Origin of the sequence: Thioalkalivibrio sp. XN8 (assembly GCF_011058255.1) — a bacterium.
Taxonomy (GTDB): Bacteria; Pseudomonadota; Gammaproteobacteria; order Steroidobacterales; family XN24; genus XN24.
In genome coordinates this window covers 169,448-181,174 of the sequence record NZ_JAALFH010000067.1, presented here as the reverse complement: position 1 = coordinate 181,174, position 11,727 = coordinate 169,448, and the positions used below count along the sequence as shown (strand labels likewise).

The 11,727-nt window shown below is 67.1% G+C and carries 11 protein-coding genes; 5 read left to right on the top strand and 6 right to left on the bottom strand.

The genetic code is table 11. From position 1 onward, the window contains the following. Positions 1 to 6: 6 nt before the first annotated feature. The 5 genes from G6N75_RS13065 to G6N75_RS13045 all read right to left on the bottom strand — a co-directional run bounded on the left by G6N75_RS13065 (position 7) and on the right by G6N75_RS13045 (position 5,650). On the bottom strand, positions 7 to 960 hold the full coding sequence (locus G6N75_RS13065; protein ID WP_165348806.1) for a glycoside hydrolase family 16 protein: 954 nt from the start codon (positions 958 to 960) through the stop codon (positions 7 to 9). A 174-nt stretch (positions 961 to 1,134) separates the two neighbouring features. Then, positions 1,135 to 1,335 carry a hypothetical protein gene (locus G6N75_RS13060; protein WP_165348805.1) on the bottom strand — a complete coding sequence of 67 codons (201 nt, stop codon included), beginning with the start codon at positions 1,333 to 1,335 and terminating at the stop codon, positions 1,135 to 1,137. A 107-nt stretch (positions 1,336 to 1,442) separates the two neighbouring features. Beyond that, positions 1,443 to 2,360: a LysR substrate-binding domain-containing protein gene (locus G6N75_RS13055; protein WP_165348804.1), complete on the bottom strand. Its 918-nt coding sequence runs from the start codon at positions 2,358 to 2,360 to the stop codon at positions 1,443 to 1,445. A 6-nt stretch (positions 2,361 to 2,366) separates the two neighbouring features. Further along, entirely contained in the window at positions 2,367 to 3,326 is a 960-nt protein-coding gene (locus G6N75_RS13050; RefSeq protein WP_165348803.1) for a glycosyl hydrolase family 17 protein, read from the bottom strand. Between the two features lie 95 nt (positions 3,327 to 3,421). Next, the gene (locus G6N75_RS13045; protein ID WP_165348802.1) at positions 3,422 to 5,650 is read right to left on the bottom strand and encodes a glycoside hydrolase family 3 N-terminal domain-containing protein; all 2,229 of its coding nucleotides are present in this window, start codon (positions 5,648 to 5,650) and stop codon (positions 3,422 to 3,424) included. A gap of 121 nt (positions 5,651 to 5,771) precedes the next feature. Between G6N75_RS13045 and G6N75_RS13040 the strand changes: the two genes are divergently transcribed. Next, on the top strand, positions 5,772 to 7,244 hold the full coding sequence (locus G6N75_RS13040) for an MFS transporter (protein ID WP_206203123.1): 1,473 nt from the start codon (positions 5,772 to 5,774) through the stop codon (positions 7,242 to 7,244). 37 nt (positions 7,245 to 7,281) lie between these two features. Here the strand turns inward: G6N75_RS13040 and G6N75_RS13035 are convergent, their stop codons facing one another. Continuing rightward, the gene (locus tag G6N75_RS13035; protein WP_165348801.1) at positions 7,282 to 7,917 is read right to left on the bottom strand and encodes a TIGR02466 family protein; all 636 of its coding nucleotides are present in this window, start codon (positions 7,915 to 7,917) and stop codon (positions 7,282 to 7,284) included. A 212-nt stretch (positions 7,918 to 8,129) separates the two neighbouring features. Here G6N75_RS13035 and G6N75_RS13030 point away from each other — a divergent pair, with 212 nt between their 5' ends. The 4 genes from G6N75_RS13030 to G6N75_RS13015 all read left to right on the top strand — a co-directional run bounded on the left by G6N75_RS13030 (position 8,130) and on the right by G6N75_RS13015 (position 11,718). Continuing rightward, on the top strand, positions 8,130 to 8,681 hold the full coding sequence (locus tag G6N75_RS13030) for a hypothetical protein (protein ID WP_165348800.1): 552 nt from the start codon (positions 8,130 to 8,132) through the stop codon (positions 8,679 to 8,681). A gap of 105 nt (positions 8,682 to 8,786) precedes the next feature. Beyond that, positions 8,787 to 9,128, top strand: coding sequence for a hypothetical protein (locus G6N75_RS13025; RefSeq protein ID WP_165348799.1), 342 nt, complete (start codon positions 8,787 to 8,789; stop codon positions 9,126 to 9,128). Between the two features lie 16 nt (positions 9,129 to 9,144). After that, positions 9,145 to 9,591, top strand: a complete 447-nt coding sequence (locus G6N75_RS13020; RefSeq protein WP_165348798.1) for a hypothetical protein — start codon at positions 9,145 to 9,147, stop codon at positions 9,589 to 9,591. 120 nt (positions 9,592 to 9,711) lie between these two features. Beyond that, entirely contained in the window at positions 9,712 to 11,718 is a 2,007-nt protein-coding gene (locus tag G6N75_RS13015) for a S9 family peptidase (protein ID WP_165348797.1), read from the top strand. Positions 11,719 to 11,727: the final 9 nt, after the last annotated feature.

Below are 11,727 nucleotides of genomic sequence, written 5' to 3'. Positions count from 1 at the left end.
GCCCGCCTACGTCTCGCCGGAATACACCCGGACCCAGTCGACCTCCATGGTCACCGGGAACTCGGTGTTCGGATCCGGCGCGCCGGGAAAATTGCCGCCCACGGCGACGTTGAAGATCAGGTAGAACGGCTGGTCGAACGGCGCGGGGAACGGGGCGGCGGTCGAGGACCAGCTGTTCCGGACGGCATACAGGACGTCGTCCACGTACCAGCGGATCTCGGTCGGATCCCATTCCACGGCGTACACGTGGAAGTCGGTGGTCACGTCGGTGGCCACGACGTAGCTCTCCCCGGACTCGAGGTTATTCGGGAACTCGCCGCCGTAGTGGATCGTGCCGTAGATCCGGTTGCCGCCGGCTGCGCCGAGATTGACGCCCTCCATGATGTCGATTTCGCCGGACGCAGCCCAGGTGCCATAGGGGCTGTCCTGCGCGAGCATCCAGAACGCCGGCCACAGGCCCTGCCCCCCGGGCAGCCGCATGCGGGCCTCGAACCGGCCGTAGCGGAAGGCGAAGCGATCCCGGGTGTTGATGCGGGCGGAGGTGTAGCGGAATGCGCCGATCTGCTCGCGGCGGGCGGTGATCTGCAGCACGCCATCGTCGAGTTGCGCGTTATCCGGCAGGTAGAACTGCCGCTCGTTGTTGCCCCAGCCCGGGATGCCGTACTGCGAGCCGTCGCCGGTCTCGAAAAACCAGACGTCGGGATCGAGGCGGTCGCCGTCGAATTCGTCGCTCCAGACGAGCTGCAGCGTATCCCCGACCTCGACCGGTTCGTTGTCCAGCAGCGTCAGCGCGGGATCGGTGCTGTTGACGTTGTCCTGCGGCGGAACGACCAGCGGCGGTGCGACCTCGACTCCGTCCAGGAGCTGTCCGTCGGCCCCGTTGTCGAGGCAACCGCCCAGCGCACCGATCGCGCAAAGAACAAGCAGGACCCTGGGCCTGCGACCCTCCAGGAACTTCATCAGGCTGCCCCTCCATAACCTGGCCGCAACATGACAGACAGGCTGTTTTTTTGTGTCCGCGGGGCTAACAAGTAGCAATAAATGACAGCGTTGTCAATTTTGCTGCGGGCACGGCCGCGGCTCCCATTCAAGGGCGCCTGGAAACGGCCGCGGATCGGCGCAGGCCGGTCGCCGCTAGGCGGCGGAGACGCAGTCCTTGTCGGCTTCCGGAGTGCCCTGGGCACTGGCCGGCGAGGGGCGCCCGGCGTGGCGCTGGCGGCGCGTCCGGATCCTGTCGCTGGCCACCACCGGGGGCGGCACGAAGGCAGCGATGGCCGTCAGGCCACCGAGGCTGAACGCGAAGGGGTCACGCGCGGTTCGAGCTTTCTGTCCCATGGCAGTCTCTCCTTCCGGTCCGTCTGGCCGCCGCCTGCTGCCATGCAGCATCGCGGTCCGCCAGCGCACTCTAGGCGACGGCCCATGGGACTACAAACGAAAAGAATTCAGCGCTGGGTTGAGGAAATGTCAGCGCTTTTTTCGGCGAAGGCGTCGAGGATCCAGGCGCGGAAACTGGCCAGCCCTGCGTCGGCCGCCGGCTCTTTCGGCCCGACCAGGTAATAGCTCACGCTGGCCACGAGTTCGTGGTCGAACAGCCGCACCACACTGCCCTCCTCGAACCACAGCCGGCCGATCGGCACGGGGACGAGCGCCGCGCCGATCCCGCGTTGCGCGGCGCGCACGCAGGCGATCATCGAGTCCAGGCGGATCACCTTGGAGTTGTCCGGCAGCCTGATGCCGGCCCCTTCCTGCCACTGCTTCCAGGCCGCGGGGTAGGTCTCGTGGACGATGACCGGGAAGTCGCTGAGGATGCGGCCGTCCCTCACCTGGAGCCGCCGCCGGAACTCCGGCGAGCCCGCCGGCGCCATCCGCAAGGGGAACAACAGGTCGGAGCGCAGGTCCGCGGGCGGGGAGCGGAACAGGCGGATCGACAGGTCCGCGTCGGCCGGGTGCCGCTCGGCGCTCTCGTCGCTGGTCCCCACCTTGATGTCGATGCTCGGGTTCGCCGCGCTGAACTCGTGCAGGCGCGGAATGAAATACTCGCTGGCGAAGAACGGCTGCACCGAGATCCGGATGGAGCTGCGCTCCGGGGCTTTCTTGTAGCGCGAGACTACCGCGTCGAGCTGCTCGATGATGGGGCTGACGTCCTCGCACAGCTGGGCCCCGACGCTGGTGAGTTTCAGCTCCCGGCTGCCGCGTTCGAACAGCTGTTCTCCCAGGGTTTCCTCCAGGTTCTTGATCTGGTGGCTCACCGCCGAGGCCGTGATGCACAGCTCATCAGCCGCCGTCCGGAAGCTGCCATAGCGCGCGGCCACCAGGAAGGAGCGCAGGCCGCGCAGGGAAAACCGTGGATTGACGGCCATCCGGGCTCAATTCTCCGCCGCCGGGAGCACCTGCTCGAGAGGGTATTTCGGCGTCCGGTCGACGTAGAACATCCCCCAGTGCTTTTCCGCCCCGAGGGGCCGCGCCGGGTCCCCCTTCCAGGGTTCGTCGAAGGCCTCGAAGATGAATACCGTCATCTGCTCGTCGCGCGCCCACCCGACCAGCTCACGCAGGTAGCGCACCTGGTTCTCGATATTCGCCTCGGCGGGGAACTCCTCCGCCGTGGTCGCCCAGCCGGCCTCCAGGATGGCCAGCCGGCTGCCTGGCAGCGCCTGGCGCACGGCCTCCATGTTCTCGATGGTGTAGGCGAGTCCCTCGTCGATGCTCTTGCCTTCCCAGACCGGGTAAGTGTGGACGCCGACGAAGTCGACTTCGGCCGCCAGGGGCGCGCCCTCCTCGATCCACCAGACATAGTTGTCGGCGACGGTCACGGGCTGGTCGATGGCTGCCTTGACCTGGCGCACGTAGGCGATCACCTGGTCCAGCGGAACCATGTGGTCGTTCCAGCTGACCAGGGCCTCGTTGCCGACGTTCACCGCCACCACGATGTCGTCGAAGCGCTGCGCGAGCTCGATGCCCCGCCGCACTTCCTCCTGGTTCTTCAGCAGGTTCGCCGCCAGGACTTCGTCGGGGATCGGCTCGTCCAGCCAGGGGCACCCCTCGTGATTGCTGATCTCGGCGCTGAGCCAGATGCCTTGCATCACCTTGATCGGCAGGTCGTGCTCCGCGATCAGTTCCAGCGTCATCACGGCGTTCTCACCCGCGTCGTACAGGCGTATCAGCCGCAGGCCGTTCGCCGCGAGGATCTCCAGGTCCTCCAGGATCTCCGCCCGCGAGGGATTGACTGCGCCGTCCCCTCGATCCGGGTGCTGGCCTTCGCGGAAACCCGAGTAGGCGATGGCGACGACCTCGCCGGCCAGCAGGTAGGACGACGATTGCTCGCTCATTGGTGCTTCTTCGCTCGCATCGGGAGCCTCCTTCGGTGGGACGTATGCGCCCAGCGCCAGTCCGATAATGATCGCTGCGATCCCGTGCCCTGGTTTCATGACGAGGTATCTCCCCTGATGTGAAACGTGATGCCAAGCTCGGTGTCTGAACTGCCGCCGATCCAGGCCCGGAACTCGCCCGGCTCGGTGACGCGCCGCATGTCGCGCCCGTGGAACGCGAGCTCGTCGGTGTGCAAGTCGAAAGCCACGGTCACGGTCTGCCCCGGCGCCAGCCGGAGGCGCTTGAAGCCCTTCAGCTCCCTCACCGGGCGCGTGATGCTGCCGACGAGATCACGCACGTAGAGCTGCACCACTTCTTCGGCCGCCACCGGCCCTTGGTTGCTGAGTTCGGCGCTGATCCGCACGGATTCCCCGAGCGCGATTTCGGGCGCACTGGCCCGGATGTCCCGGTAGTGGAACTCGGTGTAGGACAGGCCGAAGCCGAAGGGGAACAGCGGCCGATAGCCGGCATCCAGGTGAAAAGCGGTCATGCCGATCGAAGTCTGTGGCGCATGGGTGTCGATGTCGTCGATGTGGACGACCTGGTCGGGCGTCGGCGGCTTGCCGGTGTTCTTCTGGCTGTAATAGATCGGCACCTGGCCGACCATGCGCGGGAAGGTGACCGGCAGCTTTCCTGAGGGCGACTGCACCCCGAACAGCAGCTCCGCCAGGGCCGGCCCGCCCATCGTCCCTGGGTGCCATGCGAAGAGCAGCGCATCGACCTGGTCGACGATACCCGCCAGGGTCAGCGGGCGGCCCGCCATCACCACGGCCACCACCGGCCGTCCTGCTTCCCGCACCCGCCTGACCAGTTCCTCCTGGGCGCCCGGCAGGCCGATCTCCGCGCGAGAATGGGCTTCGCCCGAGAGGATGGCCTCCTCGCCCAGGAACAGTAGCGCCACGTCCGAATCGCGCGCGGCCGCGACCGCTTCGTCGAACCCGGGACCGGCGCTGCTGCGGGAGTTCGCCATCGCCGCGGCGAAGCGCAGCTGGACCTCCGGGCCCGCCAGCGCCTCGATCGCCTGGCGCGGCGTGACGGCGTCAGCCGCGCTGCCGTCGAAGGTCCAGGTCCCGAGCTGCTCATGCGGCGCATCCGCCAGCGGACCGATCACGGCGACCGCCTGCAGCCGCCCTGCCTTCAGCGGCAGCACGCCGTTGCGGTTCTGCAGCAGCACCGCGCTCTGTGCGGCCGCCTGCTTGGCGGTCGCCAGCGCCTCGTCATCCAGCAGCGGCGGCAGGCGCGCCGGGTCCGTGTACGGATTCTCGAACAGCCCGAGCTCGAACTTCAGCCGGAGGATCCCGGCTACCGCCTGGTCGAGGAGGCCCTCCTCAACGGCGCCCGACTCCACCAGCGACGCCAGGTGGTTCCGATAAGCGTCACCTGCCATTTCCAGGTCCAGCCCGGCGGTCACTGCGGCCAGCGCCGATGCCCGGTCGTCCGCAGTCAGGCCGTGGACCTTCAGCTGGCGGACAGAGTCCCAGTCGCTGACGACCACCCCGTCGAAGCCCCACTCCCCGCGCAGCACGTCGCGCAGCAGGAACTCGTTGCCGGAGCAGGGCACGCCGTTGAGTTCGCAGAAGGACGGCATCAAGGTGCGGACCCCGGCTTCGATCGCCGCCTGGAAGGGGGGGAAGTACACGTTGCGCAGCTCCACTTCGGGGATGCTCGTCGTGGCGTAGTCGCGCCCGCTCTCGGCCGCGCCGTAACCGGCAAAATGCTTGGCGCAGGCCGCCAGCGACCCCGGAGCCGCAAGGTCCTCGCCCTGGAAGCCCGTGACCGCCGCCGCCGCCAGCCGGCTGGCCAGGAACACGTCCTCGCCAAAGCTCTCGGCGATGCGGCCCCAGCGGGGGTCGCGCGCGATGTCGATCATCGGGGCGAAGGTCCAGTTGATGCCGGCGCCCGCGGCCTCGCGTGCCGCGATCCGGGCGCATTCGCGCACCAGCCCGGGATTCCAGCTCGCCGCCTGGCCGAGCGGCAGCGGCATGACCGTCCGGAAGCCATGGATCACGTCCCGCCCCACCAGCAGGGGAATGCCGAGCCGGCTCTCTTCGACGGCGATGCGCTGCAGCTCGTTGACCGCGTCGACCTCCACGACATTGAGGACCGCGCCGACCTGGCCCGCGCGCAGGTCCGCGCCGAGGTAATCCGGCGGATGACCCTCGCTGGCGTTGCGCTGGCACATCTGTCCGACCTTCTCGGCCAGGGTCATGCGCGCGAGCAGCGCCTGGACAAGTTGCTCGATGGGCTCGCTCGGGCCAGACGGGTATGCGCGGCTCGCGTTCATCTGTTGCGGAAATCCAAGGGGGTCAAGACTTGTAGCAATGTTTGACAGCGCTGTCAATTTGGCGGAGTATCGCTCCTGCGGTACGCCGCAATGTGGGGATCGCGGCCAGGGCATAACGATAATGACGCACTACGAAACGGCCCCGGGGGATCGGATACCTTTCCACCACAAGGTGGTCTACGGCCTCGGGGCGTTCGTCAACAACCTGCTGGCGGCCGCCATCGGCGGCATGGTCATCGTGCTGAACATCGGCCTCGGGATGAACCCCGCCCTGGTCGGGCTGGTCGCCGCCCTGCCCCGCCTTACCGACGCCTTCACCGACCCGCTGATGGGTTACATCTCGGACAACACGCGCTCGCGCTGGGGCAGGCGTCGGCCCTATATCTTCTGCGGCGCAATCCTGGCCGGGCTGTTTTTCGCCCTCCTCTGGCAGCTGCCGGCGGGCCGCAGCGAGGTCTTCTATTTCTGGTTCTTCCTGGGCGGGTCGGTGCTGTTCTACCTCGCCTACACCATGTTCGCCACGCCCTGGGTCGCGCTGGGCTACGAGCTGACGCCCGACTACCACGAGCGCACCCGCCTGATGGGCACGCAGAACTTCATCGGCCAGCTCGCCTATGTCGTCGCGCCCTGGTTCCTGCTGTTCATGCAGAACGAGAGATTTTTCGACGGCATGGTAGACGGCGCGGCGGGCCTCGCCATCATGATCGGCCTGATCGCCGCCGGCGTGGGCGTCCTGCCTGCCCTGTTGCTGCGGGAGCGGTTCAAGGCCGATATCGCGGATTCCTGCGGCGACGGACATGCTCCCCGGGAGACTTTCGGCGCCAGCCTGCTGCGCAACCTGAAGTGCTTCCTCAAGGGTTTCGTGCTCTCGCTCAAGTTCAAGCCCTTCGTCAAGCTCTGCGTGGCCACCTTCCTGGTCTTCAACGGCTTCATGCTGATCGCCTCCTTCCAGTTCTACGTCATCATCTATTACGTCGCGGGCGGCGACACGGTGGCGGGCGCGAAATACGCGGGCGCCGCCGGAACCGTCCAGGCCATCGCCAGCTTCGTGGTGATCGTGCTGGTGACCTGGATCGGCACCCGGCTCGGCAAGCGCAAGACGTTCTTCCTGGCGATCGGCGTCTCGATGGTCGGCTATGCCCTGAAGTGGGTCTGCTACAACCCGGACCTCCCCTGGCTGGTGCTCGTCCCTGCGCCGTTGATGGCCTTCGGGCTCGGCGCGCTGTTCACCCTGATGCCGTCCATGATCGCCGACGTCGTGGATGCCGACGAGCTCGATACGAACGAGCGCCGGGAAGGCATGTACGGGTCCATTTTCTGGTGGATGGTCAAGCTCGGCATGGCCGCGGCCCTCGCCGGGGGCGGCTTCCTGCTCAACGCGACCGGCTTCGACGAGGCCCTCGGCGGGGCCCAGGCGGAACGCACCATCTACCTGATGCGCTTTTTCGACGCCTTCATCCCCTTCCTCGCCTCGGCGATCGCCATCTACTCGATCTACACTTTCTCCATCACGGAGGAGAGAGCCCACGAGATCAGGGCCGAGCTCGAGCGCCGCCGCGGTGTCGGCGGCGAACTGGCGGCCGCGTCCGCCTAGGCACTGGCGGGCACGCGCACGCCGCGGCTCGAAATCCTCAGGGCAGGTATTCCCGCCGCATCCGCAACACCACGTTGAAGGAAATCGACACCCGGAGCTCGTCGGAGAGGTTCGGGTGCACCAGGTGGTGGAGAAAAGCCGGCCAGGCGAGGATCTCGCCCGCCTGCGGCAGGATCCGGTGCTCCGGGTCGACCTGGGGATCGCCGCGGATGGCCAGCATGTTCGCCTGCGGCCGCGGGTCGTAGAAACTGATGGCGCCGGGGTTGCGGTCGGATCGCCCCGGCAGCGCCTTCGGCTCCGGCACCTGCACGTAATAGGTGCCGCTGAGCCAGGCATGCGGGTGGTTGTGCAGGTTGTGGTAATCGCCGAAGCGGTTCACGTTGCCCCAGGCCTGCAGGTAGAAATCCAGCTCGTAGTCGACGCCGGCCGCCTTCGCGTAGTCCAGCACGGCCCGGTTCACGCAGCTCTTGAGCCAGCCGATGGCGGGGTGCTCGTGGTCGAACAGGTTGCCCGACAGGTAATCGGTGGTGAATTCCGCCTTGCCTTCGTCCAGCCCGGTCAGGAGCTTCACCAGCACCGGGTTGGCCCGCTCGGCGCCCGGCAGGCGGTGGCGCAGCATGAGGGTCGGCCACAGCCGCGTGATCTCGGGCGGGTTGTGGTCCTTAGCACTCATCGCAATTTCCCCCATCCGGGCGACGCGCCCTGACCGCCGGAGTCTACCGCGACTGCCCCTGCGGACGAACCGGAGGGCGCGCGGACCGCTGCGGCCTGGCCGGCCACCGGGCGTTTTCATGATTTCGTCATCTGGGTCAGGCAGCGTTAACCGTTTATCCTGTTTCCGAGGCCATGCGAGACAACGCCCCGAAGCTGCCCGATTCCCCCTGGATGCCTGCCGACGCGGCCGCCCGACTCTCCTCGCTGCTGGTGGGCTCCAATACCTACCTCGAATACGGTGTCGGCGGCTCGACCCAGTTGGCGGCCCGGGCGGGACCCGCGACGCTCATCGGGGTCGACTCCGACCGCCGTTTCCTGGAGGCTGTCGGACGGGTAGTCGAGCAAGCGGGCAAAGCCATCAGCTGGAACCCGGTGCACGTTGACCTCGGGCCGACCGCCTATCTCGGCTTCCCGAAAACCCTCGGCGCGCTCAGCCATTGGGGTGACTACGCGCTCGCGCCCTGGCGGCTCGGCCTCGCGCCCGACCTGGTACTCATCGACGGGCGCTTTCGCCTGGCCTGCGCGCTGGCGACCGCGGCCCACGCGCGGCCCGGCACACTCGTCTTCTTCGACGACTACGCCACCCGCCCGTGGTACTGGAAAGCGGCCCGCTACCTCGACCCGATCGAGAGAGTCGGCCGTGCAGCCGTCATGCGCGTGCCCACGCTACGGGACCCGGGGCTCGAGCAGGCGATCCGGGCAGCATCGCGCAATCCGCTATAGGCGCATGGCCGGCTGCATGGCAACTCGCTGCTCACCCAGGCGCGCGACACCAATGGCATCATGGGGGCGAAGTCCTTGCCTGGAAACCAGACACGGGAGCCCGACATGCCCAAGCGACTGCCCTACCGCGCCACCACGGCGAGCGGCAACCGGTTCGACTTCGACTTCCCCCTCCACCCCGAGACCGGCTCGGCGGTGCATGTAGCCAACCTGCTCGACGCGGTGCTCGCCACGCTCGATCGCGAGATTCGCCAGCTCGGCCCGATGAGCAACGGCGACGTGCTGCAGGCCGTCGCCATGGCGCTGGCGGTGCGCACCCGCATCCTGCCCGGCGACCCGGCGCGGATGGGCGGGCTGAGCGCCCACCTGCTCGCCGAGGCGCTGGCGGCGCCCACCGTGCCCGGCCCCGGCAATGTTTCGCCGGAGGAGCCGCGCGACGTACACTAGCGCGCGGAGGCAGCCGATGAACGACACCGCAACGCCGCAGCGCAGCAGGACCCCGGCCCACCTGTGGGTCGTCGGCGTACTGGCGCTGCTGTGGAACGCCGTGGGCGCCTTCGATTACGTCGCGACCCAGCTCCGGCTCGAAGGCTACATGAGCCAGTTCACCCAGGAACAGCTGGACTATTTCTATGGTTTCCCGGCTTGGGCCGTCGCGGCCTGGGCGTGCGCGGTGTGGTTCGCCCTGTTCGGCTCGATCGCCCTGCTGCTCCGCCGCCGGCTGGCCTACCTGCTGTTCACCATCTCACTCGTGGCCATGCTCGCCAGCACTGTCCACAGCTTCCTGCTGTCGGACGGCGCCGCCATGATGGGCAACGGCGGCGTGGTGTTCTCCGGCCTCATCGTCGTCATCGGCGTCCTGCTGGTGTGGTACAGCAAGTCCATGACCACCCGCGGGGTCCTGCGCTGAGGCGCGGGGGGAACCCCGGCGCACCTGCGCCACTCTTAGTCTTCGGGCCTCGCGGCCCGGGATGCTATACAATTCCCGGCCGCAGGTATCCCGTCGTCAACGTGGAATAGGTAAGCCCCGATGCATAAGAAGTTCCTGATTCTCGTGCTCGCGCTCGTCGCGTTTTTTGTCACACCCGCGCTGGCGGAGGAGACGATCCCCGCCGAAATCATGTTCGGCAACGCGCTGGTCCGGTCGGTTGTGATCTCGCCCGACGGCAAGCACCTGGCCTTTACCTTCGAGGAGGACACGGAGGTCAAGCTTGGCGTCATGGAGCGGGAGAGCAAGAAGATCCTCACGTCCTTCGGCTTTGGCGAGAACATGCATGTCACCAGTTTCGGTTGGGCCAGCGATTCCCGTCTGGTGATGAGCGTCAACGAAGTTACTGGAAGTCTCGACCGACTCTTCGCCCGGCGCCCGCCCTCGCTGTATGCCGCTAATGTCGATGGCACGCAACGGCAGCAGATCTTCGAAGCGGGGTTCTCCGGTTACCAGATCCTCGATACCCTGCCGGACGACCCGCGGCACATCCTGATCGCGCGCTATCATTTCGGCGACGACGGCGAGCCCAAGGGCAACCTGCTGGACATCTACGACGGCGACCTGACGTTTCTCGACGACCAGCCGCTCGACCCGGACATGGCCGGCCTGGTGGCCGACAACGACGGCAACCTGCGCGGCGCCGTGGCGGTCAAGGTCGGCGACACGCTCGACGACGTCGACATCCGGCTGTACGTCAAGAAGGAGGGTAAGTGGGAGACGGTGGACCTTCCCAGCCAGCGTCCCCGGCCCATGGTGAATTTCATGGGATTCTCGGCCGACAACACCCAGATCTATTTCTCCTCAAACCACGACATGCCACAGAACGATACGATGGGCGTGTTCCGCTACGACTTCGAAACCGGCGACATCGAGCTCATGTTCCGGGACGACGAGTCCGACGCGCGGGGCCTGCTGTATACACCGGGCCGCAAGGTCCTCGGCGCCTACAGCGTGTTCGGGCCGGCGGATTATGCCCTGTTCGACGACCAGGTGGAGGCGCTGGCCACCGAGGCCGGCCTGCTGGTCGGGCTGCTCAACGCCTTCCCGGACGACAACGTCTTCATTACTTCCACGACGCGCGACGGCCGGCTCTCCACCCTGGCCGTGACCGGCGACCGGCGGCCGCCGGAGTTCTTTCTGTTCGACAGCGAAGCGCGCAAGGTAGAGTTCCTCTCCTCCTCCCATCCCGACATCGACAAGGACAAGCTGGTTCCCATGGAGCCGGTGCGGATCACCGCGCGGGACGGACTCGTGCTGCATGCGCTGCTGACGCGGCCGAAGGACGCCAAGAAGAACCTGCCGCTCATCGTCAACGTGCACGGCGGTCCCTTCGGCATTTACGACTCCTGGGGTTTCAACGACGAGGCCCAGTATTTCGCCCAGCACGGCTACGCCACCCTGCAGGTCAACTTCCGCGGTTCGGGCAACCGCGGGACGGACTTCCAGCAGGCCGGCTGGCGCGAGTGGGGCGGCAAGATGCAGGACGACGTCACCGATGCGACGCGCTGGGCCATCGAGCAGGGCATCGCCGATCCCGAGCGCGTCTGCATCTACGGCGGCAGCTACGGCGGTTACGCCACCCTGATGGGCGTGATCAAGGAGCCCGATCTCTATGCCTGCGGCGTGGGCTACGTCGGCGTTTACGACTTGACCTGGTTCCGCGAAGGCGACGGCTCGGACTTTTCGCGGAATTTCGGCCGCGAGTCGCGCGAGAACTTCGAGCGTTTCATGAGCTCGGCGGTCGGCCCGACGCCGGAGTCGCTGCGCCCGTACTCGCCGGTGCACCATGTCGAGAAGATCAAGGCCGAGCTGTTCATCGTCCACGGTGAAGACGACGTGCGCGTGCCCGTCGGTCACTCATACCGCCTGCGCGACGCGCTGGACAAGATCGGCAAGGACTACGAGTGGATGATCAAGGAGAAGGAAGGGCACGGCTTCTACCAGGTGCCCAACCGCGTGGATCTCTACGAGTCCATGCTGGCCTTTTTCGAGAATCACATCGGCCCCGGGGGGCCCTCGTCGGGCGAGGCCCCTTCGGCGCCCTGATGCGCCGCG